Consider the following 25,430-nt stretch of genomic DNA (forward strand, 5'->3'; position numbering starts at 1 on the left):
CCGGCCCGCGTGGGGCCGGCCGCCGAGGGGCTCGGCGGCCGGCCCCGACGCGTCAGCCGAGTTTCGGCGCGTAGGCCGAAACGCTGGGCCGGCTCGTCAGATGTACGGCCGGGTGGCGTACGCCGCCCGCAGCGCGGCCAGCCCGGCGTCCTTCGGGGTGAGGGTGCCCCAGCCCGAGTTGAAGTAGTTGGTGCGCACGATCCGCGGGCTCCGCTCGGCGTTGAGCTGGGCGATGGCCGCCGGCACCGTGGCGATCCAGGCGGCCTGATTGGGGAACTCGGCAACCCGTACCCCCCACTCCGCGATGAGCACCGGACGGGAGAGCGCCACCGGGCCGAGATCGGCCACCGCCCAGTCCTTCGTGCGCCGGAACCGGCCCAGGGCGGTGTCGCTCGGGTCGGTGGCGTAGACGTTCCAATGCAGAAAGTCCAGCTTCGCCATCAGCGACTCCGGGTGGGTACGCCGGTAGGCGGCCCGGTCGAAGCCGCCCGAGCCGACCGAGAAGGTGGTGCCGGCGGGCAGCGGGCGGGCCTTGAACCAGTTCACGATGTAGGTCATCGCCTGCACGGCCCGGGCATCCGAGTTGGCCCAGTCGTACGCCACCCCCGACTCGGTGGTGCCGAACTCGTGGTCGGTGTCCAGCTCGGAGGCGAGTTGGATGTTGACCGGGAAGCCCAGGGTCCGGTACTGCGACAGCGCCCTCGCGAAGAGCCCGTCGCAGAGGCCGGCGAGAACCTGCCCGTACCCGTACGCCTTCGGCCAGGTGGTCCCTGGGCGCTGCTGGATGGTCATCGCCGGGGCCGGGACGGTGTAGGTGGCCCCGTCCACGGTGAAGGTCTGCGGTCCGATGCTGGTTGCGCCGTAGTACTTCAGTTCGAGCACCATGTTGACCGCGATCCCCTTGCGGCCGAGGGTGGTGAGCCACGACTGGTTGTATCCGGGGAAGGTGTAGCCGTCGGCGAAGCTGCGGTACTGGGTGAGGGAGCGGAAGTTGCCGCCGGCCAGGTCGGCCGTCGGGTCGGCGTTCCCGGCGAGGTAGTAGCCGCCCAGCACCGGCGGGGCGACGGTGTAGCTGGCGGTGGCGGTGGCGGTGTGCCCGCCGTTGTCCCGCACGGTGACCGTGACCTGCGGCATCACGCCACCGCCCGGTACACGGCCACCGACCCGGTGTCGGAGACTTTCGTCCAGGTCCGGCCGGAATCGTCGGTCACGCTCACGGTGAGCGGGTCGATGACCGCCGTGGCCTTGACCGGGGCGCTGCTGTTGCCCTGGGAGTCGGTCACCACGATGGTGACCGTGACGGGCCGGGTGTCCGGGTCGGCGTAGGTGACCGTGAGGGTCATCTGGTCGCCTGGGGAGTAGGTCGAGCGGTTGAGGCTGGCGGTCACGGTGGGAGCGGCCATCTCCGCCCCCTCCTTCCTTGCTCTGCGCCCGGCGTCCGCCGGTACGCCCGGCCGGTCAGGCGGGGCGCCGCGGTTCACGACGACGATCCCGGCGAGGCCGGTCGGAGGTGGTGACGTCGGTGTCCTGACGGCTGGCACCGTCCGGTCAGGACGGCGCCGGGCCGGGCCTCGGCCGGGCGGCGCGCGGTGGACCGGGCGGTGGCCAGGCCCGCCGGCGGCGTCACGGCCGCGCTCGGCGCTGGCGGCGTCCGGCGACGACACGGAGTCGCCGCCGGGGCCGGAGGGATGGGATGTGGCCCGCCATCCAAAGCCTCCACTGCACCAACAATGCGCCGGGCGGGGGTCGGACGTCCTGTCGGCAATCCGTCGGCCGGTCTGTCCTCGATCAGCTTGCCGTCGCGGCGGCAACCCTGCCGGGGCGGAGCCGTGCCTCGGCACGGCCGGATCGTGGCGGCGGGCGGCCGGCGAGACCAGGCGATCCGATCGGCCGGCTGGTCGTGGGAGGACACGCCTGGCATCCGGCGAGCATGCGGTGCCGCGCCCACGAACGCGCTGGATTCGGCTTCTTCGGGGACGCGGGCGATCCATATTCGGCGATTTCCGGATGGCAAGCGAACCGATTGCGAACCGCGCCACCCGACGGGTCGGGATCGTCGTCCGAATATGACAATCGCGTGACGGAAAATCACGAGCTCATGACTGTTCTCTATCGCCGTCGTCATATTCGGGGACGAACGGCGGCAGCGGACCGCTCGGCACCGGCGCCCGTACCGGACGGAACAAAGAGCCCAGAGCGGGTCCAACCGCCCGGCGCACACCCCGGTGCGGCGCGTCCGCCGTGCGTACCGGCGACCGAATTCGACGCCGAAAAGCGTGCAGTTTTTGTGGTTAATTCCACAGTCCCCCCGGTTACGACTGGATTCTCGCCGATGACGTCGGTAAGTTTCCGGGCCGGCCCCTGCGGCCCCCGGAATGTGACCGATGTTGATATCGACGGACGAGACGCGAAGATGGCCACCGATGGCGTGATCCGCCACCGGTTCCATCGGAGAGGGGATCGTGCCCGCACTCGCAGTGAAGTCGCTCTACAAAATATTCGGCAATCGAGCTGACGAGGCGATGAGGCGCCTCGCGACCGGCGCCCCGCGCGCCGAGGCGCTGGCGGGCCTGCCGGCCACGGCCGCCGTGATCGACGCGAACTTCGAGGTACGCCCCGGCGAGATCTTCGTGGTGATGGGCCTCTCCGGCTCCGGCAAGTCCACCCTCATCCGGATGCTCAACGGTCTGCTCCGGCCCACCCGGGGCAGTGTGCAGGTCGACGGGGTCGAACTGACCACGCTCAAGCCCGCCGCGCTGCGCAAGCTGCGGCGCGAGAAGATCAGCATGGTCTTCCAGCACTTCGCGCTGATGCCGCACCGGACGGTGCTGGAGAACGCGGGGTACGCCCTGGAGGTCGCCGGCCTGCCCAAGGCCGAGCGGCGCGAACGCGCGCTGGACGCGCTGCGCATGGTGGGCCTGGAGGAGTGGGCGGACAAGCTCCCCCACGACCTCTCCGGCGGTATGCGGCAGCGGGTCGGGCTGGCCCGCGCGCTCGCGGCCGGCACCGACATCCTGCTGATGGACGAGGCGTTCTCGGCGCTGGACCCGCTCATCCGCCGGGAGATCCAGGACCAGCTGCTGGAACTCCAGGCCGAACTGGGCAAGACCATCATCTTCATCACCCACGACCTGAACGAGGCCATGCGGCTCGGCGACCGGATCGCGGTGATGCGGGACGGCCGGATCGTCCAGATCGGCACCGCCGAGGAGATCCTCACCGACCCGGCCAACGGGTATGTGGCGCAGTTCGTCGCCGACGTCGACCGGACCCGGATCCTGACCGCCGCGTCGGTGATGGAGAAGCCGCACCACGTGCTGGACGTCAACGCCGGCCCCCGGGTGGCCGCGAAGGCGCTGCGGGAGAGCCAGACCTCGGCGGTCTACGTGACCGGGCCGATGAAGAAGTTCCTCGGCACGGTCACCGAGGACGATGTGCTGCGGGCGCTGCGCGAGGGCCGGCCGAGCCTCGACGGATACGTCTCGACCGAGCGGGTCCGCACGGTCACCGAGGACACCGCGGTGGCCGACCTGTTCGCCGACTGCGCGGAGAGCCAGCATCCGGTGGCCGTCCTCGACGACCGGGGCCGGCTGGCCGGGGTGATCCCCCGGATCACCCTGCTCAGCGCCCTGGCCAGCGCCACCCCGGACGAGGTGGCCGCGGTGGACGAGCCGGCACCCGACCCGGCCGAGGTCGAGCTGGTGGGCACGAAGGGAGAGCTGACATGAGTCACACCTGGTCCCCGCTCGACGTCGAGCTGCCCCGGGTGCCGCTGGGTGCCTGGACCGAATCCGCCGTCGACTGGGCCACCGGCGCCCTCGGCCCGGTCTTCGACGCGGTCGCGGCCGTGGTCGACGCCCTGGTCCGCCCGCTCGACGAGCTGCTCACCGGCGTACCGCCGGTGGCGGTCGTGCTGGTCCTGGCCGGGCTCGGCTGGTGGCTGCGCGGCTGGAAGTTCGGCCTCGGGACGGCGGTCGGCCTCGGCGTGGTGGCCGGGATGCCGTACTGGGAGGAGACCATGAGCACCCTCGCCCAGGTGCTCGTGGCGAGCGTGCTCGCCCTGCTGCTGGCGATCCCGCTGGGCATCTTCATCGCGGAGAACCGGCGGGCGTCCACCGTGGCCCGGCCGGTGCTGGACCTCATGCAGACCATGCCGGCGTTCGTCTACCTGATCCCGGCGATCTTCTTCTTCGGCATCGGCACCGTGCCCGGCGTGCTGGCCACGCTGGTGTTCAGCATGCCGCCCGGCGTACGTCTGACCGAGCTCGGCCTGCGGCAGGTCGACAAGGAGATCGTCCAGGCCGCCGAGTCGTTCGGCGCGCCACCGTGGATGGTGCTGCTGCGGACCAAGCTGCCGCTGGCCCTGCCGACGATCATGACCGGGGTCAACCAGGTCATCATGCTGGCCCTGTCCATGGTGGTCATCGCCGGCATGGTCGGCGCCGGCGGCCTCGGCGACGTGATCATGTTCGCGCTCTCCCAGGTCGAGGTGGGCAGCGGCTTCGAGGGCGGCATCGCCGTCGTGGTCCTCGCCGTGGTGCTCGACCGGCTCACCGACTCCGTGGGCGACCGGTTCCCCTCCGCGCGGGCGCAGCGCCTGGCGCGGCAGGCCGCCTGACTGTCGCCCTCCGCCGGCACCCCTGGGCCCGCGTACGCGGGTCCGCCGGCTGTTCAGAGAAGGAAGGACAATCCGTGTTCACGACCCTGAGGCGCGTGCTGGCGCTCGCCGTGACCGCCACCCTGGCGCTGGGCGGTGCCGCCTGCAGCGCGAAGTCGGACGGCGGGTCCGGCAACGGCAAGAAGATCACCATCGGCTACATGGCCTGGGACGAGGCGATCGCTGCCTCCCACCTGTGGCAGCACATCCTGGAGGAGAAGGGCTACCGGGTCCAGCTCAAGAACCTGGAGGCCGGGCTGGTCTACGGCGGGCTCGCCGGCGGCGACATCGACCTGTTCCTGGACGGCTGGCTGCCCCAGACCCACGCCTCCTACCTGGAGAAGTACGGCGACAAGCTGGAGAAGATCGGCGTCTGGTACGACGACGCCAGCCTCAGCATCGCGGTGCCGAAGTACGTCGACGGCGTCGACTCGCTCGAGGATCTGGCCGGCAAGGCCGGCACCTTCGGCGGGCAGCTGATCGGTATCGAGCCGGGCGCCGGCCTCACCAAGGCCACCCAGGAGAAGGTGCTGCCCGGCTACGGCCTGGCCGACGCCATGAAGCTGAAGACCTCCTCCACCCCGGCCATGCTGGCCGCGCTCGACGCCGCGATCGCCGACCAGAAGCCGATCGTGGTCACCCTCTGGCACCCGCACTGGGCCTACGCGAAGTACGAGCTGAAGGACCTGGCCGACCCGAAGGGGACCCTGGGCCAGGCCGAGCAGATCAACACCTTCGGCCGCCAGGGCTTCGGCAAGGACTTTCCCGAGGTCACGAAGATGCTGGCGAAGTTCACCATGGACAACCAGCAGCTCGGGTCCCTGGAGGACCTGATGTTCAACACCCACAAGGGTGACGAGAAGAAGGCTGTCGAGGAGTGGCTGAAGGCCAACCCCGACTACCTGAAGGCGCTCGCCTGACCCGTCCCGTGACCGGGGGCCCGCCGCGTTGCCGGCGGGCCCCCGGGTCAGGGGCCCGGGTCACTTCTCACCGGGCCGGCCGCCGGCGGCGCCGCAGCCACCCGGCACCGGCGCTCACCAGGGTGGACCCGATCGCGGTGCCGATGGCGACCAGCGCCGCCCCGACCGCCCAGAGCCCGGTGGCGTCGGTCGACGCGGCGTGCCGCGCCCAGGCGGCCGTGAAGGCCACCGTCATCACCGGGGCCACCAGCCAGGGGCCGCGCCACCAGCCGCCGACCGCGGCGATCAGGGCCAGGGTCAGCACGCAGCCGGCCACCTGCCACACCGCGTAGGGGCCGCTGGTGGCGCCGGTCGCCGGGTCGACCGTGTAGCCGGTCTCCCAGCCCAACCAGGCCCACCAGGCGCCGACCGTCGCCGCCGCCAGTAGCAGCCCGCCGAGCAGAGTACGCATCGTTGTGGTCACGGCCCGATCCTGCCGGTCCCGGCGGCCGGGCGGATGAGCATCCGTACTCGGGTCAAACGCCCCGCCGCAGACCCCCGGCCCGGGCGGGGCAGCGCGTCCGGCTGGCACACGGGGCTGCACCGCCCCTCGCTGGCCCTCCGACCGCCTGGTCAGGGGCCGGCCCGGTCCGGTTGGTCTCGGGTTCATCGGGCTATCACCGCAACCGCCTAGCGTCCGGCGTCGTTGATCGCGACACCCGCAAGGAGCTGGACGTGCTAGCCAAACGAAAACTCGCCGTCACACTGGCCTCGGTCGCTGCGTTGACCCTGTCGGCGGGGCTCGCCAGCACGGCGGGCGCGACCGCTGGCGAGCTGCAACGGATCACCCCGCCGGTCGACACCCAACAGCCGCCCCGGGACCGCCTGGTGCTCGCCGTGATCGGGGACTACGGCGGCTGCGGCGTTGACCGCACCTGCGCGGAGGAGTACCAGGTCGCGGACATGGTCCACTCCTGGAACCCGGCGGCCATCCTCACCACCGGCGACAACACCTACCAGCAGGGCCTGCCCGAGGAGGTGGTCAAGGCCCAGGCGCCGTACAAGGCGGACATCGACGCCGGCCGGATGTTCCCGATCATGGGGAACCACGACTACGGCAACGGTTGCTCGCCGGAGAGTGTCCAGCCGAGCCTGGACCACTTCAAGGTGCCCGCCGCCTTCGTCGCCGGCTTCGGCAACGGGCTGCTCGACTTCGTCAACCCCGACGCCAACTGCCAGACGGCGACGGGCAGCGCGAAGCCGCCGATCTACGACACGTACCGCAACACGCTCACGAACAGCTCGGCCGCCTGGAAGGTGGTCGGCGGCCACCAGCCGATCTACTCCTCCGGCAAGGCCGGCAACAACCTGGACCGCGCCTGGCTGATGACGCCGGGCGTGGACCTGATCCTCGCCGGCCACGATCACCACGCGGAGCACATCGAGACGGCCGACGGCTACCACATCGCCATCTCCGGCAACGGCGGCGCCGGCCTGACGCCGCTGTTCAGCGTCGCGCCGGGCAGCAAGTTCCGGGATGCCGCGCATTTCGGGGCGATGCGGCTGATCGTGACCCCGGACTCGCTGAAGGCGGAGTACCTGTCGCTGCCGGGCACCGTCGACTACTACTTCCTGCTCAAGAAGGACGCGCAGGGCCGGGCGTACCTGGCCGAGCGGTCGGACTGGGTCGACCCGAACCCGGACCCGGGCGGAAACCCGATCCCGAACTGGTACACGGTCTCGTTCGACGTCGCGGCGGACAAGGCCGACGGCCTGACCTACCGGAACTACGAGGACGGCCCGTTCCTGACCACCGAGGTCGACGGCCGCCGGGCACTGGAGCTGCAGAGGAATCCCTTCGGCGGCGCCAACCAGTTGTACATGTTCGTCGACGACGCGGCGATCTTCGGCGGGCCGTACCAGGTGAAGGCCACGATCAGCTACCGCTCCCCGGTCCCGGGCTCGTTCGCCATCCAGTACGACTCGCAGCAGAGCGGCTCGGCCTACCAGCGTTCAACGGCGGTGACGATCGGCGCCGGCCAGGTGAACCAGTGGCAGACCACGACCATCGACCTTCCCGACGTCCGGTTCACCAACCGGCAGAACGGCGGCGCGGACCTGCGGCTGAACGCGCTGGCCAACCTTCCGCTCGCCGTCTCGGCGGTACGCCTCGACGTGGTCCCACCCGCCCCACCGGCGACCCGCGTCTCGATGGACTTCTCCGGTGAGCCCGACGGGCTGACCTGGATCCCGTACGAGAGCGGCCCCGCACACGAGATCGTCGTCGACGGTCGGCGCGCCCTGCAGATCGACCGGAACACGTTCAACTCCGGCAACAACCTCTACCTCGCCGTCGACGACCGCTACCTCACCGGCGGCCCGTACGACGCCACCGCGACCATCGAGTACCGCTCCCCGGTCACCGGCTCGTTCGTCCTCCAGTACGACTCCGCGACCACCGGGTCGGCGTACCAGAGCGCCACCCGCGTGAGCATCACCGCCGCCATGGTCAACACCTGGCAGACCGTGACCCTCGACCTGCGTCAGGTGATGTTCCGGAACCGGCAGAACGGCAACGCCGACATGCGGATCGTGGGCGCGAACAACCTGCCCCTCATCGTCGGCGCGATGAGCGTGCAACTCGCCGACCAGCAGGCGCAGTTGCTGAAGGCGGCGCAGGACGCGGTCGCCGCCGCCGAGACCAACCCGTCGGCGGACACGATCACGACCGCCGAGACGGCCATCGCCAAGGTCACCGACGCCACCCAGGTCACCGCCCTGAATCAACGACTGACCGTCGTGAAACACCTCGTCCACACCCGCGACCTGCTCAACCGCATCGCCGCAACCGAACTCACCACCCCCGCACAACTCGACGCCGCCGTCACCGATCTCACCGACGCCACCGCGACCCTGGAACAGATACCCACCGACCGGCAGGGCGACCTGCCACAGCAACTCGCCACCGCGAAACGCCGCATCGCCGACGCCCTCGCCGACTTCTTCGCCACACCCGTCCAAGGCAAACCGGAACCGATCAAACGACCCTGGCTCGACCTGGTCATCTCCGACACCTACGACCGCACCGGCATCACCGACCTGCACGACCGCGTGATGTCGATCGTGCGCAGCCACACCACCGGCCAGCAGGTCACCATCGCCATCAACGAATTCCTCGCCACACGCTAGGCGGCGGAACAGTTCCGCCTCGGCTCGGGGCGGCGCCGGACCCACCGGCGCCGCCCCGAACCATCCGGCATGGCTACGGATGCCGTGATCAGCGAGGTCGCCGCCGCCGGTTCTTGAGCGGGCAGGTAAACACCAGCAGCGCATGCGCCGCCAGCACCGTCAGGTAACCAGCCGCCGACCTCAGCAGGATGGTGTCGTTGCTGGGCGAGGCGACCATCGCCCCGAACACCGCCGCGACCGCCAGCACGAAGACCAGCACCGTCCACCACGGCTCGCGGGTCCGGTAGCGGGGCACCAGCGCCACCAGCAGCACCGTGCCGGCGACCGCGGCCCACACCACCAGCGCGATCAGCGGACCGAGCCCGTGCGAGTAGGCCCGTCCCCAGGTGCTCATCTTTGTGTCGTACGCGTTGAGCCAGGCGCCCAGCTCCAGATAGCGCACCGGCGCGTAGCTGAAGTCCCGGGGCGGGCTGTCCACCCCGGCGTACGGCAGCGCCAGGAAGCCGAGCACCAGGAGCACCGCCACGATGCCGAGGATCAGACACCGTACGACCAGCGACCCGACCGGAAGCTTCGCGGACGGCTGTCCCGGCGCGGGAGCCGGCGCACCGGAAACCACCGGCGGCGGGCCGGGCGGAACGGGCGGCGGGGCGGCGCCATCGGGCAGCGGGTCCAGTTGTGGCTGCTGCCGGCCGTCGATCACGTGCGCTGTCCACTGGTCGCCGTCGAACCAGCGGACCGGCTGCCGCCCAGAGGGATCCGGATACCAACCGGGCCGCGGCCCAACCGTCGCACCATCCCCGCCACCCTGCACGGAGGCAACCTTGCCACGATCATCCGCCCCGGTGAAGAGGATGGCCGGGGTCCGCAGAGCCCCATGGTCTTCTAGGTCCTGTGTCCCACCAGCGTGGCGGCGGGCCCGGCCGATGCCGGCCGGAGGTCGCCAGCAGGCCGGGGCCGGCCCGGCGCGGCCCGCCTTGATCTGATAGAGCCGCCGTCGAACACGTCCCCGAGGACGAGTCTCGCCCGGCCCGGCACCTCCTCCTTGAACACGCAGAGGTTGAGGACCTCCTCGGTGGTGGTCAGCCCGAGGTGCTCGACCAGGAAGCGGATGTCATCGGCGTAGAACCAGCTTTGATCTCCGATCTTCGCTTTGGCCAAGGGGGCGTGCCGGGTCGGGCATTGGCCCGGCCCGGCCTCGGTCCGTCCATCAGCCGCGGAAACGACGGAGGTGGTAGTACGCGTACCCGCAGAGCAGCGCCGTGACGAACCCGAACAGCGCCAACTCCCACCACTGGAACGTCCAGTAGCGGTCGCCGGGTTGATAGGTGACGACCTCGTGGTAGTCCGCGCTGATCCGCGCTACGCAGTCGTGCATCCGCTGCCGGGCGGCTTCCGGAGCCGGGCCTGCCGGACCTCCAGACCCCTGGCCGAGCGTCGGGCAGGTCGCTCGCAGCACCTGAGCGGTGAGCGGCTCTCCGGCGGCGTCGACGATGCGGACGGACTGGATCCAGGCGTCCGGGATATCCGGCGTGGCCGGTTGCAGGGTGCTCGGTCCGACGCCGAGCAGGATGTTCCCGCCCGAGCCGTACCCGGTCGTGTCGGAGTCGAGCGGCATGGACACCACCCGCGGAGCGACCGCGAGCGGCCGGATCCACTCGGTCACCAGGATCCGGACTGCCAGCAGACCGGCCAGGGTCAGGGCCATGGCCGGCAGCGTCCGGCGAGTGACCAGGCCCGCGGTCACGCCGAACGCGAAAGCGAACAGCGCGTACCCGATCGGCACGATATCGCGCTGGTCGAATGTGCCGTAGACGGCCGCCGCCGCGTGGTCCAGCGGTGCGGCCCACCACGTGACGAGCGCGCTGAGCAGTGCGGTCGCCACAACGGTCGTGGTGCCGGCGACCGCCAGCTTCACCGCCAGCCAGTGGCTCCGGCTGATGCTCTGCGCCCAGACCAGTTGATGGGTCCCGGCTTCGAACTCCCGGGCGATCAGCGGCGCACCCCAGTACGCGCCGATCAGCGCGGGTGCCACGGTCACGACGAGACCGAAGACGGTTCGCGCGGCCGCGTTGTCGAGTGCGAACGCGGTGAGGGCGGGGCAGTGGGGGTCCGATCCGCAGGCGCGCCGCGCGGCTGCGGCGGCGTCGGCGAGATGCGGCCGGGTCGCCAGGGCGACTGCGGCGACCGCGACGAGTCCAACCACGGCAGTCCAGGCCGAGGTCCGGAACTGGCGGAGCGCGAGCCGGATCATGCGACCTCCCGGGTCGTCGTAGCGATGGTGGTCAACCGGTTCATCGGGGGTGCCCTTCGTCGGTCGCCCGGCCGAGCTCGTCAAGGACCACGCGCTCCAGCTCCACGGGGTTGGCGCACAGGCCCGCGATCGCGGCGGCGAGCCGGATCCGACCCCCGGCTACGACCACCACGTGGGTACAGGTGTGGGCCAGATCGGCGATCAGGTGCGTGGAGAGCACCACCGTGGTGCCGGTGGCCGTCGCGGCCGCCACTGTCTCGTCCAGGAACGCGCGGCGCGCGAGCGGATCAAGGCTGGCCACCGGTTCATCGAGGACCAACAGGTCGGGGCGTTTCGACAGGGCGAGCGTGAGCGCCAGCTGGGCGCGCTGCCCGCCGGAGAGCCGGCCGGCTCGCTGCTGGAGCGGCAGTCCCAGCCGTGCCACCCGCTCCTTCGCCGCGGCTGCGTCCCAGCGGTGCGGGTTGAGTCCCGCACCCAGGCTCAGGTGGTCGGCGACGGTCAGGCCGGTGTACGTCGGGGCGTCCTGCGCGACGAACCCGATCCGACCCGATCGCATCGCCGCGTCAGGGGTGCCGCCGAGCACCCGGACGGCACCCGCCGTCGGGGATAGCAGGCCCACGATCAGCTGCAGCAGGGTGGTTTTGCCGGCGCCGTTCGGTCCGACCAGGCCGACGATCGCGCCCTCGGGCACGGCCAGTGTGCAGTCGCGTAACGCCCACCGTCGCCGATACCTCTTGGCGAGCGCTTCGGTCTCCAGGATCATGCCACTGGTTTTTACGCCGGCACCGGTGACAGCCCGGTCACAAGCGGCCGTCACCGTACTGTCACCAGCAGGCTGGCATGCTGGGCCGATGCGGGTGCTGGTCATCGAGGATCACGAACTGCTCGCCCGGACGATCGGCGCCGGGCTGCGTCGCGAAGGAATGGCCGTGGACGTCGTCACCGACGGAGGCGAGGCACTGGAACGCCTGGACCTCGCGCCTTACGACGTGCTGGTGCTCGACCGCGACCTGCCGACCGTCTCCGGCGACGACGTGTGCCGGCGCGTCGGCGAGCGTGGCCTGCCCGCCAGAGTCCTCATGCTCACCGCCGCGGGCACGCTCGCCGAGCGGGTACACGGTCTCGATCTCGGTGCCGACGACTACCTGACCAAGCCGTTCGACTTCCCCGAACTCGTCGCCCGGGTCCGGGCGCTCGGCCGCCGATCCGGCCCGCCCGTGCCACCGGTGCTGCGCTTCGCCGACGTGGAACTGGACCCGGCCCGCCGGACCGTCACCCGTGCGGGTCGGCCGGTGGCCCTCAGCCCGAAGGAGTTCGCGGTCCTGGCGCACCTGCTGGCTCGCCCCGGCCAGGTGGTGTCCGCCGAGGATCTGCTCGACCACGTCTGGGACGAGGCCGCCAACCCGTTCACCACCACGGTCAAGACCACGCTCGGCCGGCTCCGGGCCAAGCTCGGCGAGCCGCCGATCATCACGACGGTCCGCGAGGGCGGGTACCGTGCCGGCGACTGAACGGCCGCGCCTGCGTACCCGGCTCGCGGTTCTGTACGCCGCGGCGGCGGTCGTCCTGGGCGCCGTACCAGTGGCCGTCGTCGGCCTCGGCGCGTGGACCGGCCGGTCCACCCAACCGATCGGTGCCGCAGCTGGCGGAGGCACTGTGAGCAACACCGGGCCGGTGCTGGTGGCTGTCGCCGTGGGGTTGATCGTGGTGGCGCTCGTGGCAGCTCCGATCGGGTGGGCGCTCGCCGGGCGGGCGGTGCGACCGCTCCGGGAGCTCATTTCCGCAGCGGGCGGCGCCACCGCCGACCGGTTACCGGATCACGGCGAACTTGGCCGGTACGAGGAGTTCGCCGACCTGTCCGCCACGCTAGCCGCGCTCTACGCCCGGCTCGACGCCGCCTACGCCGCACAACGCTGCTTCGTCGCCGACGCCTCGCACGAACTGCGGACCCCGCTGACCGTTCACCGGACGCTGATCCAGGTCACGCTCGCCGATCCTGACGCCGACGCGACGTCGTTGCGCAACGTGTGCGAGGAGCTGCTGCGCCTCGGGGATCAACAGGAGCGACTGGTCGCTGCCCTGCTGGCGCTTGCGCAGGGCCAGCAGGGCCCGGGGGCCGCCCAACCGGTCGACCTGGCCACACTCGCCGCCGAGGCGGTGACGGCCCGCGGGTCCGCAGCCGCGGGCCTCACTCTTCGCGCCGACACTCAGCGGGCCGTCGTGGCACGCTCCGATCCGGCGCTGCTGGCCAGCCTGATCGGCAACCTGCTGGACAACGCCATCCACTACAACCTCGACGGCGGGCGGGTCGATGTCGAGACGCGCTGTCATGGGACGCGGGCGGTATTCGCGATCAGCAACACGGGTCCCGTTGTGCCGGAGGACGCGGTCGACCGGATCCTGCAGCCGTTCCAGCGCCTCGCCGCGCCCCGGACGCACAGCGGGAGTAGCGGGCTGGGGTTGGCGATCGTGCGTGCGATCGCTGACAGCCACGGGGCGGACCTGCGGGTGATGCCGAACCCGGAGGGCGGTCTCACCGTCACGGTCGGCTTCGCCGCCGCCTGACAGCGCTCGTCCATGCGAAGTGAGGAACGCCCCGCCGCATCCTGGACCCGTCCGCGATCGCGCGAACCGCAAAGGCGCAGGCCAACAGCAAGATCAAGCCATGGAGTGGGGCGGGCGGGACTCGAACCCGCGACCGAGGGATTATGAGTCCCCTGCTCTAACCCGCTGAGCTACCGCCCCGCTACCGCGCCGGATCGTAACCCGCTCAACGGATCACCGGCCACCACCCGAACGGCCGGGCTCAAGATCCGGCCGGCACGGTGGGCAACGCGAGGATAACAGCGCGCAGCGGATCGGCGGGTGCCCGCATGGTCCACTGCGCTCAGCCCTCGCTGCGCAGCTCCGCGAGCACCGCCCCGGCGGCCCGCCAGCCGCTGGCGAGCGCCCCCTGGATGGACGGGCTGTCCCGGTGGTCGCCGGCGACGTAGAGCCTGTCGCCGAGCGCGACCGGTTTGCGCAGCCGGCCCTGCGGCGGTGGTGCGGCGGGCAGCGCGTCCGGGACGGTGACCGTGGTCAGGTGGGTCCAGTCGGCGGTGGACCGCCCGTAGAGCCGGTCCAACTCCCGCCGGATGACCGCTTCGGGCGGGGCCTGCGGCCCGACCACCGAGGTGGCCACCAGCTGCTTCCCGGCCGGCGCGTACGTGGGCGCGGCGCGGCTGACCACGACGGTGTTGGCGACCAGTTCCCGCCGTTCCCCGTCGAGCAGCAGGATCGGCTCGGCCAGGGGCGGCGTGTCGGTGCTGTGGTAGTAGGTCGTGTAGCCGTGCATGCGTACCCGGTTGAGCCTGGGCAGCAGGGTGGCCGCCGCCGGCGGGTCCACGGCGACCACGACGGCGCGGCAGGCGAGGTCGCCGGCCTGGGTGCGGACCCGGCCCGGCGCGACCGCGTGGACCGGACTGTTCAGGTCGATCAGTTCGGCGGGCAGCGGGGCCGCGACGGCCTGGGGCAGCGCCGCCATCCCCCGGGCGGGCAGGCCGATCCGCCCCCGGGCGAACGAGCGCAGGATCACGGCGAGCACATGGCTGGAGGTCGCCAGTTCCCGGTCGAGGAGGACGCCGGAGAGGAACGGCCGGAGCAGCTCCTCGATGATCGCGTCGGAGAGGCCGGCCCGGCGCAGCGCCGCCTCGGTGGTGGTCTCCGGTGCGGTGAGCAGCCGACCTACCGGCAGAGTGGCACAGCCGGTGACGAGCCCGGCGAAGCGCAACCGGTCCGACAGCGACCCGACCCCGGCGGTCAGCGTGCCGGCGAGGCCGGCGGGCTCGCGTAGCGGATTGGCCAGCCGGTCCAGCCGGTCGCCGCGGCGGACCAGCACGCCGGCGCTGAACCAGCCGAGGTTCAGGGCGGCCAGGTCGAGCAGGCCGCCGAGCCGCGGGTAGGCGGTGTTGAGCACCTGGAAGCCGCGGTCCAGCAGGTAGCCGTCGATCTCGTCGGTGGCGACCCGGCCGCCGACCCGATCGCCGGCCTCCAGCAGCCGCCACGGCACGCCGGCGCGGTGCAGCCGCCGAGCCGCGGCGAGGCCGGCCAGGCCACCACCGACGATGACCACGTCGGTCTCAGCGGGCATGTGTCACCTCCGCCCCGGCCCGATCCCCGTCCCGGTTGGCCCGCGACAGCCGGCTCGGCCACCAGACCTTCGGCCCGATGTCGTACGCGAGCGCGGGCACTAGCAGGGACCGGACGACGATGGTGTCGAGCAGCACCCCGATGGCGACCGCCACGCCCAGCTCGACGAGCACCACCAGCGGTAGCACGGCGAGCGCGGAGAACGTGGCGGCGAGCACGATGCCGGCGGAGGTGATCACGCCGCCGGTGACGGCGAGGCCGGCCAGCACCCCGGCCCGGGTGCCCCGGCGGACCGACTCCTCGCGGACCCGGCTCATCAGGAAGATGTTGTAGTCGATGCCGAGGGCGACCAGGAACACGAACGCGAAGAGCGGGAACGACTGGTCGACGCCGGGGAAGTCCAGGCCGTACTTGAAGATCAGCGCGCAGAGGCCGAGCGTGGCGAGGAACGACAGCACCACGGTGGCGATCAGCAGGAGCGGGGCGAGCAGGGCGCGCAGCAGCAGGGCCAGGATCACCGCGATGACCAGCAGCACCACCGGGATGATGACGTTGCGGTCCCGGACGGCGGCGTCGGCGGTGTCGACGTTGACGGCGGTGAAGCCGCCCACCACGGCACCGGCGCCGGGCACCTTGTGCACCGCCTCGCGCAGGTCGCGAACGGTCCGCTCGGCGGCGTGGCTGTCCGGCGGGTCGGCGAGGGTGGCCTCCAGTTGCACCCGCCCGTCGACCACTTTGGGCGGCGCGTTCGGTTCGGGTGGCCCGCCCGGCCCCTGGCCGGTGACCGGGCGCACCGCGGACACCCCGGGTACGCCCTGGGCCACCTGGGCGACCTGCCGGGCGGTGGCCTCGGTGGTGAAGATGGTGGCCGGGCTGCCGGTGCCGGCCGGGAAGTGCCGGTCGATCACCTCCTGCCCGGCCACCGAGTCGGTGCGGTGGGTGAACAGACTGGACTGGCCCAGGGTGTTGGCGTCGAGCTGGGTCACGCCGCCGGCGAGGGCGGCCAGGACCACCGCGGTGACCAGCCAGACGGGCCGGGCCCGCCGGGCGACGAAGCCGGCGATCCGGCCCCAGACGCGGTGCTCGGTACGCGCGTCGGCGTGGTCGTAGCGGGGCCGTCGCGGCCAGAACGCCCAGCGGCCGCCGAGCAGCAGCAGGGCCGGGAGGAAGGTCAGCATCACCAGCAGGGTGGCGGCGATGCCGACGGCGGCGACCGGGCCGAGCGCGCGGTTGGAGTTGAGGCTGGACAGCAGGAGGCAGAGCAGGCTGAGGATGACGGTGGCGCCGGAGGCGATGATGGCCGGGCCGGCGCCCTTCCAGGCGGTCCGCATCGCGTCCCACGGGCGCTCGTGCCGGTGCAGCTCCTCCCGGTAGCGGGCGATGAGCAGCAGCGCGTAGTCGGTGCCGGCGCCGAAGACCAGCACGGTGAGGATGCCCTGCGCCTGCCCGTTCAGCTTGATGACGTCACTGCGCGCGAGGTGATAGACGAAGAGCGAGGCCAGCGCGTACGACATGCCGGCGGCGAGCAGCGGGCAGATCCAGAGCACCGGGCTGCGGTAGACGATCAGCAGGATCACCAGCACCACCACCAGGGTGACCAGCAGCAGCGGCCCGTCGATGGCGGTGAAGACCTCGATCAGGTCGGCGAGCAGGCCCGCCGGCCCGGCCACGTCCACGGAGAGCCCGTCCCGGTCCGCGCCCGCGATGCCGCGCAACTGGTCGACGACCTGCCGGATCCGCTCGCCCTCGGCGCTGGCGATCGGGACGATCACCTGCACCGCCTGGCCGTCCTGGCTGACGATCGGCGGCGGCAGCGGGGCGACCACCCCCGGCACCTGGGCGAAGCGGGCCACGTCCGCCCGGACGCGCTGCTGGTCGGCCGGGGTGATGCCGGCGGTCCGCTGGTAGACGACCAGGGCTGGGGTGGTCTGCCTGGTCACGAAGCCGGCGGACAGGTCCTGCGCCCGGGTCGCCTCGGCGTTGGCCGGCAGGAAGGCCGCGTTGTCGTTGGTGGCGACATCGCCGAGCTTCCCCGAGTACGGTCCGGCGATCGCCCCGATGACGAGCCAACCCAGTACGACCGCCGCCGCGATCAGCGTCGCCGTCCAGCGGTGCGGTCCTCCGGCCATCTCCACCCACCTTTGAACCGACGCACGAACCGACGCAGCGGGAGTCCCAGTCGACCTCCATCCTGCCGGGCAGAGCGCACCGTTCGGGCGGAAACCGCCCGCGACGCCGGGGCAGGGAAACGAGAAGCGCCCGCCGACCTGGGGTCGACGGGCGTCTGTGGAGCGAAGCTCCCCCGTTTGGACTCGAACCAAAAACCTGCCGGTTAACAGCCGGCTGCTCTGCCAATTGAGCTACGGGGGACCGCAGATCACCCGGTTCGGATCTCTCCGCGCCGGGCGACGGGGACAAGAGTACAGGACATCCGGGGGTGGCGCGCCAGGGGGTTACCGCCATCCGCGGCGGCATTTCCGGGCGACACGATCAATCATCAATACGGACAAATCGCCATCTGGGCACGCGGAGGCATGAGCGGAGAGCAGGATGGGTAGTTAGCCGCCGACAGAGGACGCAGGCGCGAGATGGTCGTTCCCGGTCGGCAACCGCCCAGTCGGGGACGGCGGCGCGTCAGGTACGGAAGGAGCCGCCATGCGCGGAAAGATCATGTTTCTTGGCGGGCTGGCTGCGGGATTCGTCCTGGGCGCCCGTGCCGGTCGGGAGAAGTACGAGGAGCTCGTGGTCCGGGGTCGCAAGGTGCTCGACCACCCGACCGTCCAGGAGGCGGCGGGTGTGGCGCAGGCCCAGGCGAACCGGCTCTATGCCGAGGGTAAGGACAGGCTGGGGCAGACGAAGCTCGGCGAGAAGCTGACCAGCGGCAACGGCGGCAAGCCGGGGCTCACCTCGGCCGACAAGCCGTTTGCCGGGACGCCGGCCTCCGTCGGTGCCAAGTCCGGTTCGGCCGGTACGGGATCGAGCGGCGGGTCGAACGCGTCGACCAGCAGCGGGAGCACCAAGCCGTCCGGCAGCAACTCCTGACGCCATCAGGGCAGCGGGCCGGTCGCCATCAGGCGACCGGCCCGTTCTCGTCTGTCCGGACGGGACCCAACCTTCCTACTTTTGCTGATCCTGAACAAAAGTCGAAGCGATTCATAGAAAACTTTTGGCTCCGACCTCTTCTCTTTGGTCGCGTCCGCAAATATCGTCTCGCGTAGAACCTGGCCAGGCTCTTGTCACCACATCAGCGACCTCCTCAGCTCTCGTCCCGCGCTGAGGCGGACCCGCCCGACCAGAGCGAGGTTCGATGCGCAGACCCTTCGGCCGCAGGGCCGCCACCCACCTCAGCCTGCTCGCCCTCGTCGGCGCGACGCTCGTCGCGACGGCCGAGCAGGCTCCGACCCCGGCCCAGGCCGCGCCGGTGCTCAATGCCCCGGCACCCAACAGCAACGGCATGCAGTACAAGGTGCTCGTCTTCACCCGGTCGGCCAGCGGCAACAATGCCGCCACCGCCGCCGGCGTGCAGGCCCTCCAGCAACTCGGGCAGGAACGGCGCTTCACCGTCGAGGTCACCAACGACGCCCGCAAGTTCGACGAGCCGCACCTCAAGCAGTTCCGCGCCGTGGTGTTCCTCAACACCGCCGGCGACGTGCTCAACGACGCCCAGCAGGCGGCCTTCGAGCAGTACTACCGCGACGGCGGCGGCTTCGTCGGCGTGCACTCCGCCATCGAAGCCAACCCGAACTGGTCCTTCCTGACCAACGTGCTGGGCACCCGGGCCACCGGCGCGCCGTCGGCCGCCAGCAAGGCGACCGTCACCGTCGCCGACCGGGTCCACCCCGCCTCGAAGACGCTGCCGCAGCGGTGGAGCACCACCGACCGGTGGTACAACTTCGCGGCCAACGTCCGCGGCGTCTCGCACGTGCTGGCCACGGTCGACGAGAAGACGTACACCGGCGGCACGATGGGCTTCGACCACCCGGTCACCTGGTGCAAGGACTACCAGGGCGGCCGGTCGTTCTACACCGGACTCGGCGCCACGCCGGAGAGCTACAGCACCGTGGACCTGCGGGCCCACCTGGGCGGGGCGATCCAGTGGGCGGCCGGCGTGACCGACGGCGACTGCGGCGCGACCGTGCTGGCCAACTACCAGATGACGGTGGTCGGGGCGCAGCCCAACGTCAACGAGCCGATCGGCTTCGACGTCCTTCCCGACGGCCGGGTGCTTCAGACCGACCGGCGCGGCGGCGTACGCCTGCACAACCCGGACGGCAACGAGACCAAGCTGCTGGCGCAGATCCCGGTCTACACCCACAGCGAGGACGGGATGTACGGCCCGGCGATCGACAACGACTTCGCCACCAACAAGTGGGTCTACCTGTACTACGCGCCCCCGCTGAACACCCCCACCGGGGCCGCGCCGACCACCAGCACCGACCCGCACGCCTGGGACGTGTGGCAGGGCTACTTCCAGCTCTCCCGGTTCAAGTTCGTCGACGGGGAGAACCCGTCGCTCGACCTGAGCACCGAGCAGAAGATCATGCAGGTGCCGGTCGACCGGGGCGCGTGCTGCCACGTGGCCGGTGACATCGCGTTCGACTCGAAGAACAACCTCTGGCTGGTGACCGGGGACGACACCCCGGCCGGCGGCGGCGGTTCCGGCGGCTTCTCGCCGCACAACGACTCGGTCAGCGCCACCGGCGTCTACCAGGCGCCCTTCGTGGACGCCCGGCGCAGCTCGGCCAACACCAACGACCTGCGGGGCAAGATCCTGCGAATCACGGTGGGCGCGGACGGCTCGTACACCGTGCCGGCGGGCAACCTGTTCCCGGGCGGCACGGCGAAGACCCGGCCCGAGATCTACGCGATGGGCTTCCGGAACCCGTTCCGGATCACCCTCGACAAGAACGACGTCGCCTACATCACCGACTACTCCCCCGACTCCTCGGTCGCCCAGGTCGGGCGCGGACCGGCGGGCACGGGCCGGATGATGGTGGTCGACAAGCCGGCCAACTACGGCTGGCCGATGTGTGTGCAGCCGAACCTGCCGTACATCGAGATGAACTGGACCACGAACCCCATCTCGCCGGTCGCGCCGTTCGACTGCGCGGCGCCGAAGAACACCTCCCGGCACAACACCGGCCTGACCGACCTGCCGAAGGTGGAGAAGTCTGAGCTGTGGTACTCGTTCCAGGCGCCGACCCCCTGCCCGGAGTCCTACCTGTCGACTCCGACGCAGACCTGCCCGGTGCTCTTCCCGGAGCTGGGCACCGGTGGTGTCGGCCCGCACGGTGCGGCGAAGTACGACTACGACCCGGAGCTGAGGTCGGAGACGAAGTTCCCCGAGTACTACGACGGCGCCATCTTCTTCGGCGAGTTCACCCGGGACACCCTCAAGGAGATCCGGCTGGACGACCAGGGTGAGATCCTGAAGATCAACAATGTGTTGAACTGCGGGCAGGCGCCCACCACCCCGGCCAAGCCGTTCCTCTGCGACAACCCGATGGACATGCGCTGGGGCGCGGACGGCAACTTCTACCTGCTGACCTACGGCGACGGCTTCTTCAACATCAACCCGGACGCCGCCATGCTGAAGTTCAGCTACGTCAAGGGCCTGCGGGCGCCCACCGCCGTGCTGAACGCGACCCCGACCAACGGCCGCGCGCCGCTGACGGTCTCGTTCTCCAGCGAGGGCTCGAAGGACCCGGACCCGGGCGACTCGATCCGGTTCGCCTGGGACTTCGACGGCAACGGCACCACCGACTCGATCGACCCGAACCCGTCGTTCACCTACACCACCAACGGGGTCTACACCGCCCGCCTGACGGTGACCGACTCCAGCGGCAAGACGGCGTCGGCGAACACCACGATCACCGTCGGCAACACCGCGCCGACCGTCACGGTCAACACCCCGCTCGAGGGCGGCTTCTTCAGCTGGGGCGACGACATCCCGTGGACGGTCACCGTCACCGACCCGGAGGACGGGCCGATCGACTGCAGCAAGGTCGAGGTGACCTTCGTGCTCGGCCACGACACCCACGGGCACGGTGAGGCCAACCAGTTCGGCTGCTCGGGCGTGCTGCCCACGGAGGCGGACGACGCCTCGCACGGCGGCTACATCTACGGCGTGGTCAGCGCGTCGTACACCGACAAGGGCGCCAACGGCCAGCCGGCGCTGACCACGGTGGACCAGCAGATCATCCAGGCCAAGCGGCAGGAGGTCGAGTTCGCCACCGAGGAGTCCGGCACCACGGTCGCCACCACCGCCGACACCGGCGGCGGGCAGCAGCGCGGCGGCCTCGACCCGGGTGACTGGATCGCGATCAACAACACCGTCAACCTGAAGAACATGCAGTCGATCACGCTGCGCACCTCCGGCGGCAGTGCCGCCACCGCCGGGCAGCCCCGGTTCGGCGTCCAGTTCCGCCTGGACTCCCCCACCGGCCCGCTGCTGACCACCGCCACGGTCAACGCGACCAGCGGCAACAACGCCTTCACCAGCACCACCGTGCCGATCACCGACCCGGGCGGGACGCACAAGCTCTACCTGGTCTTCACCACCGTCTCCGGCGGGCCGACCAGCGGCTTCGGCAACCTCAACTGGGTCGAGTTCACCGGCCAGGGCATCGGCGTCACGCCGTGACGCCCGGTGGGGCCGTCCACTGGGCGGCCCCACCCGGCCCGACTCCCCCTTCCAACACCACCCATCACCTGAGAAAGGCAGCCCGAGATGAACGACAGCACACACGGGATGAGCCGCCGACGGATGCTCGGCACCATCGCCGGGGCGGCCGGGGCGGTCGCCGTCGGTGCCGCCGGCTGGGCCCCCTCGGCCACTGCGGCGAGCAACGGCGTACTCGTCCCGCCCGGCAAGCGCGGCATCATCCTCTACAGCGTCCGTGACCGGATCGGCGCCGCCGACGACGGCAGCGGAGTGCCGTTCGGCTTCGAGCGGGTGCTCGGCCGGCTCGCCGAGATCGGCTACAAGGAGGTCGAGTTCGCCGGGTACACCCAGCACACCTCGATCCTCGGCCGGCAGATCACCCCGACCGAGATCCGCAAGATCCTCGACGACAACGGGCTGCGCGCCAACGGCTCGCACGCCTCGGTCCCGGGCACGGTCACCCCGACCACGATCGCCCAGTTCGAGCAGACGCTGGACACCGCCGAGATCCTCGGCATGACCCACATCGGCACCGGCAGCGACCCGACCGGCAGCAACTACAAGGCCGACTGGGACGCCGCCGCCGACCGGTGGAACACCTTCGGCGAGATGGCCGCCGCGCGTGGGCTGAAGCTCTACACCCACAACCACGACGCGGCGTACAACTTCCTGCTGGACAGCGGGCCGCTGGACGCGCTGGGCCGCCCGACCCGGTCCTCCGGCGTCCGCAAGCTGGAGTACTTCTTCGGGCTCACCAACCCGGAGTGGGTCTGGTTCGAGATGGACATCTACTGGGCGCACGTGGCCCAGTACCGGTACCGCAGCTACACCGACCCGGACGGCGTGACGCAGACCAACGTCTTCGACCCGCTGGCCACCGTGGCCGCCCGGACCAACCGGTTCCCGCTATTCCACGCCAAGGACGGCAAGATCAACACGGGCACCACCAACGGGTACGACATGGTGCCGCTCGGCCAGGGCGACATCGACTACGGCGGCTTCTTCGCCAACATGGGCGCCAAGGGCTACCACAACCCGATGTGGGAGCAGGACACCGCGCCCGGTGGCAGCGCCGACCCGGGCCGGTCGCTGCGCTACGCGGAGATCAGCTACCGGCACATGTCGAGCCTGCGGGGCTGACCCGACCTGTCCGACCGCAAGGGGGGCCGCTCCCGGGAAACCGGGGGCGGCCCCCTCGCGTCACGCCGCTGTGACGCACGTATGGCACATTCGGAGCGGGGGTGATCGCGATGACGATGGTGGGACTGGAGAGCGCGGACCAGACAAGGCTGCTGCGGCTGCTGCGCGACGGCCCGCGCTCCCGGGTGGAGCTGACGGACGCCCTGGGCCTGCCCCGGGCCCGGTTCGCCGCAGAGGTGGACCGGCTGACCGCGCAGGGCCTGGTGGAGACCGCGGGGCCGGCCGCGTCCCGGGGCGGGCGGCGGTCGTCGCTGCTCCGGATGGCCGGGCAGGTCCGGTTCGGCGCGGTGGTCGTCGGTGACGGGCGGCTCGAGGTGGCGCTCACCGACGGCGAGCTGACCCTGCTCACCCGGCACGCCGAGCCGCTGGACGTACGGGTCGGCCCGGAAGCGGCGGTGAGCCGCGCGGTCGAGGTGCTCGGCAAGCTCCGCGCTGAGGCCGGGCTGGCCCGGCTGGCCGGGGTCGGTGTGGCCCTGCCCGGGCCGGTCGCGGTCCGGGCCGGCGCGCCGGCCGTCGCGCCCGCCCTGCCCGGCTGGCACCAGTTCCCGGTCCGCGACACCATCGCCGCCGAGCTGGGCTGCCCGGTGCAGGTCGACAACGACGCCAACGTGATGGCGCTCGGTGAGCTGCACGCCGGCACCGGCCGGGCGTTCGACGACTTCCTCTACGTCAAGCTGGGCAACGCGGTGGGCTGCGGGCTGATCCTCGACGGCGCGCTCTACCGGGGCGCGGCCAGCGGGGCCGGTGACGTCGGTCACCTCCCGCTCGTCGAGGACGGGCCACTGTGCGGCTGCGGTCAGACCGGCTGCCTGGAGGCGTACTGCGGGGATGCCGCGCTGGTGCGGGAGGCCGTGGCCGCCGCGCGGGCCGGGCGCTCGACGGCGCTCGGCGACCGGCTGGCGGCGGCCGGCACGCTGACCATGGCCGACGTGGGCCGGGGCGTGACCGACGGGGACCCGGTCGCGCAGACGCTGGTCCGCGACGCCGCCCGCCGGCTCGGGCAGGTGGTGGTCGGCCTGGTCAGCTTCGTCAACCCGGCCATCGTGATCATCGGCGGCGCGGCCCCCGGCATCGGTCCCGTCCTGCTGGCCGAGATCCGCGGCGTGGTCTACCGACGCTCGACGCCGCTGGCCACCGGCAGCATGCCGATCGTCCTCTCCGACCTGGACGACCGGGCCGCCCTGATCGGTGGCGCTCGCCTGATCAGCGACCACGTCTTCGCGGCCTGCTGAGCACCGCCCTGACCTGAACAGGCGGGAGGCGACCTCGGTCGCCTCCCGCCTGTTCGTGGCGGCCGAACCGTCAGTCGCGGTTGCTGCTGAAGGCGGCGTCGAAGGCGGCGGCCGGGGCGTCGAAGGCGTGCCGGCGGACGAACTGGAGCGCCTCGGGCGCACCGACCAGCCGGTCCATGCCGGCGTCCTCCCACTCGATGGAGATCGGGCCGTCGTAGCCGATCGCGTTCAACGCCCGGAAGCAGTCCTCCCACGGCACGTCCCCGTGGCCGGTGGAGACGAAGTCCCAGCCACGCCGCAGGTCCGCCCACGGTAGGTGGGAGGAGAGCCGCCCGCGCCGCCCGTCGCCGGTGCGGACCTTCGCGTCCTTGCAGTCGACGTGGTAGATCCGGTCGGCGAAGTCGAAGATGAAGTTGACCGGGTCCAGCTCCTGCCAGACGAAGTGGGACGGGTCCCAGTTCAGCCCGAACGCGGGGCGGTGGCCGATCGCCTCCAGCGTCCGCTTGGTGGTCCAGTAGTCGTACGCGATCTCGCTGGGGTGCACCTCGTGCGCGAAGCGGACCCCCACCTCGTCGAAGACGTCGAGGATCGGGTTCCACCGGTCGGCGAAGTCCTGGTAACCGCGTTCGATCATCGCCGGCGGCACCGGCGGGAACATCGCCAGCGTGTGCCAGATGGATGAGCCGGTGAACCCGACCACCGTCCGCACCCCCAGCTTCGCCGCCGCCCGGGCGGTGTCCTTCATCTCCTCGGCGGCCCGGCGGCGCACGCCCTCCGGCTCGCCGTCGCCCCAGATCCGGGTGGGCAGGATGTCCTGGTGCCGCTCGTCGATGGGGTGGTCGCAGACCGCCTGCCCGACCAGGTGGTTGGAGATGGCGAAGACCTGGAGGTTGTGCTTGGCGAGGGTGGCCCGCTTCCGGTCCACGTACGACTCGTCGGCGAGGGCCTTGTCGACCTCGAAGTGGTCGCCCCAGCAGGCGATCTCGAGGCCGTCGTACCCCCACTCGGCGGCGAGCCGGCAGACCTCGTCGAACGGAAGATCGGCCCACTGGCCGGTGAAGAGCGTGATGGGTCGCGCCATTGTCCTTCTCCCCTGTGTGATGGGGGATTCCGTTGCGGGCCGGGCGAGGGCGACCGGGTGCTGGCGACCTCGACGGACACCGGTGGGCGCGGTCGCGCCTGAGGCCCGACGGGTTGCGCCTCCCGT

At 71.3% G+C, this 25,430-nt stretch carries 20 protein-coding genes and 2 tRNA genes; 10 read left to right on the plus strand and 12 right to left on the minus strand.

All coding sequences use genetic code 11. The features are described 5' to 3' along the window. Positions 1–96 precede the first annotated feature (96 nt). Both ACGF4F_RS10700 and ACGF4F_RS10705 read right to left on the minus strand, forming a co-directional pair. A complete protein-coding gene (locus ACGF4F_RS10700; protein WP_393076694.1) occupies positions 97–1,134 on the minus strand; it encodes a hypothetical protein in 1,038 nt (345 codons plus the stop codon). Continuing rightward, positions 1,134–1,403: a hypothetical protein gene (locus ACGF4F_RS10705; protein ID WP_387272524.1), complete on the minus strand. Its 270-nt coding sequence runs from the start codon at positions 1,401–1,403 to the stop codon at positions 1,134–1,136. Before ACGF4F_RS10705 ends, ACGF4F_RS10700 begins: the two co-directional genes overlap by 1 nt. 1,056 nt (positions 1,404–2,459) lie before the next feature. On the opposite strand from ACGF4F_RS10705, the gene ACGF4F_RS10710 reads away from it, so the two are divergent. The 3 genes from ACGF4F_RS10710 to ACGF4F_RS10720 all read left to right on the plus strand — a co-directional run bounded on the left by ACGF4F_RS10710 (position 2,460) and on the right by ACGF4F_RS10720 (position 5,577). Continuing rightward, complete coding sequence (locus ACGF4F_RS10710) at positions 2,460–3,728, plus strand: glycine betaine/L-proline ABC transporter ATP-binding protein (RefSeq protein ID WP_393076846.1); 1,269 nt, start codon at positions 2,460–2,462, stop codon at positions 3,726–3,728. After that, entirely contained in the window at positions 3,725–4,618 is an 894-nt protein-coding gene (locus ACGF4F_RS10715) for an ABC transporter permease (protein ID WP_393076697.1), read from the plus strand. Before ACGF4F_RS10710 ends, ACGF4F_RS10715 begins: the two co-directional genes overlap by 4 nt. 74 nt (positions 4,619–4,692) lie before the next feature. After that, positions 4,693–5,577 (plus strand): glycine betaine ABC transporter substrate-binding protein, encoded by an 885-nt coding sequence (locus ACGF4F_RS10720; RefSeq protein ID WP_393076700.1) that lies wholly within the window; start codon positions 4,693–4,695, stop codon positions 5,575–5,577. 67 nt (positions 5,578–5,644) lie between these two features. Here ACGF4F_RS10720 and ACGF4F_RS10725 read toward each other — a convergent pair whose 3' ends face one another. Continuing rightward, positions 5,645–6,040: a hypothetical protein gene (locus tag ACGF4F_RS10725; RefSeq protein WP_393076702.1), complete on the minus strand. Its 396-nt coding sequence runs from the start codon at positions 6,038–6,040 to the stop codon at positions 5,645–5,647. A gap of 251 nt (positions 6,041–6,291) precedes the next feature. Here ACGF4F_RS10725 and ACGF4F_RS10730 point away from each other — a divergent pair, with 251 nt between their 5' ends. After that, complete coding sequence (locus ACGF4F_RS10730; RefSeq protein ID WP_393076705.1) at positions 6,292–8,745, plus strand: metallophosphoesterase; 2,454 nt, start codon at positions 6,292–6,294, stop codon at positions 8,743–8,745. A gap of 88 nt (positions 8,746–8,833) precedes the next feature. Here the strand turns inward: ACGF4F_RS10730 and ACGF4F_RS10735 are convergent, their stop codons facing one another. From ACGF4F_RS10735 to ACGF4F_RS10750, 4 genes are all read right to left on the minus strand, one after another. After that, positions 8,834–9,559 (minus strand): DUF2510 domain-containing protein, encoded by a 726-nt coding sequence (locus ACGF4F_RS10735; protein ID WP_393076708.1) that lies wholly within the window; start codon positions 9,557–9,559, stop codon positions 8,834–8,836. Between the two features lie 71 nt (positions 9,560–9,630). Beyond that, positions 9,631–9,906 (minus strand): hypothetical protein, encoded by a 276-nt coding sequence (locus ACGF4F_RS10740; protein WP_393076711.1) that lies wholly within the window; start codon positions 9,904–9,906, stop codon positions 9,631–9,633. Positions 9,907–9,955: 49 nt separating this feature from the next. Then, the gene (locus ACGF4F_RS10745) at positions 9,956–10,999 is read right to left on the minus strand and encodes an ABC transporter permease (RefSeq protein ID WP_393076714.1); all 1,044 of its coding nucleotides are present in this window, start codon (positions 10,997–10,999) and stop codon (positions 9,956–9,958) included. A 40-nt stretch (positions 11,000–11,039) separates the two neighbouring features. After that, positions 11,040–11,762, minus strand: a complete 723-nt coding sequence (locus tag ACGF4F_RS10750; RefSeq protein ID WP_393076717.1) for an ABC transporter ATP-binding protein — start codon at positions 11,760–11,762, stop codon at positions 11,040–11,042. 88 nt (positions 11,763–11,850) lie between these two features. Here ACGF4F_RS10750 and ACGF4F_RS10755 point away from each other — a divergent pair, with 88 nt between their 5' ends. Next, complete coding sequence (locus ACGF4F_RS10755; protein ID WP_393076720.1) at positions 11,851–12,510, plus strand: response regulator transcription factor; 660 nt, start codon at positions 11,851–11,853, stop codon at positions 12,508–12,510. Next, positions 12,497–13,564 (plus strand): sensor histidine kinase, encoded by a 1,068-nt coding sequence (locus ACGF4F_RS10760; protein ID WP_393076723.1) that lies wholly within the window; start codon positions 12,497–12,499, stop codon positions 13,562–13,564. Before ACGF4F_RS10755 ends, ACGF4F_RS10760 begins: the two co-directional genes overlap by 14 nt. A gap of 106 nt (positions 13,565–13,670) precedes the next feature. Here ACGF4F_RS10760 and ACGF4F_RS10765 read toward each other — a convergent pair. From ACGF4F_RS10765 to ACGF4F_RS10780, 4 genes are all read right to left on the minus strand, one after another. Further along, positions 13,671–13,744, minus strand: a tRNA-Ile gene (locus ACGF4F_RS10765). Positions 13,745–13,886: 142 nt separating this feature from the next. Then, positions 13,887–15,128: an NAD(P)/FAD-dependent oxidoreductase gene (locus ACGF4F_RS10770; RefSeq protein ID WP_393076726.1), complete on the minus strand. Its 1,242-nt coding sequence runs from the start codon at positions 15,126–15,128 to the stop codon at positions 13,887–13,889. After that, complete coding sequence (locus tag ACGF4F_RS10775; RefSeq protein ID WP_393076729.1) at positions 15,118–17,256, minus strand: MMPL family transporter; 2,139 nt, start codon at positions 17,254–17,256, stop codon at positions 15,118–15,120. The genes ACGF4F_RS10770 and ACGF4F_RS10775 overlap by 11 nt, the downstream gene beginning before the upstream one ends. A gap of 168 nt (positions 17,257–17,424) precedes the next feature. Next, a tRNA-Asn gene (locus ACGF4F_RS10780) sits at positions 17,425–17,497 on the minus strand. Between the two features lie 285 nt (positions 17,498–17,782). On the opposite strand from ACGF4F_RS10780, the gene ACGF4F_RS10785 reads away from it, so the two are divergent. The 4 genes from ACGF4F_RS10785 (at position 17,783) to ACGF4F_RS10800 (ending at position 24,223) form a co-directional block, all read left to right on the plus strand. Continuing rightward, on the plus strand, positions 17,783–18,169 hold the full coding sequence (locus tag ACGF4F_RS10785; RefSeq protein ID WP_357434828.1) for a hypothetical protein: 387 nt from the start codon (positions 17,783–17,785) through the stop codon (positions 18,167–18,169). A gap of 265 nt (positions 18,170–18,434) precedes the next feature. Next, a complete protein-coding gene (locus ACGF4F_RS10790) occupies positions 18,435–21,770 on the plus strand; it encodes a ThuA domain-containing protein (protein ID WP_393076732.1) in 3,336 nt (1,111 codons plus the stop codon). An 87-nt stretch (positions 21,771–21,857) separates the two neighbouring features. Continuing rightward, the gene (locus ACGF4F_RS10795; protein ID WP_393076735.1) at positions 21,858–22,931 is read left to right on the plus strand and encodes a sugar phosphate isomerase/epimerase family protein; all 1,074 of its coding nucleotides are present in this window, start codon (positions 21,858–21,860) and stop codon (positions 22,929–22,931) included. Between the two features lie 110 nt (positions 22,932–23,041). Further along, positions 23,042–24,223, plus strand: a complete 1,182-nt coding sequence (locus tag ACGF4F_RS10800) for an ROK family protein (RefSeq protein WP_393076738.1) — start codon at positions 23,042–23,044, stop codon at positions 24,221–24,223. A gap of 70 nt (positions 24,224–24,293) precedes the next feature. Here ACGF4F_RS10800 and ACGF4F_RS10805 read toward each other — a convergent pair whose 3' ends face one another. Further along, on the minus strand, positions 24,294–25,304 hold the full coding sequence (locus ACGF4F_RS10805) for a sugar phosphate isomerase/epimerase family protein (RefSeq protein WP_393076741.1): 1,011 nt from the start codon (positions 25,302–25,304) through the stop codon (positions 24,294–24,296). Positions 25,305–25,430: the final 126 nt, after the last annotated feature.

The organism is Micromonospora sp. NPDC047740 (genome assembly GCF_043204735.1).
GTDB lineage: Bacteria > Actinomycetota > Actinomycetes > Mycobacteriales > Micromonosporaceae > Micromonospora.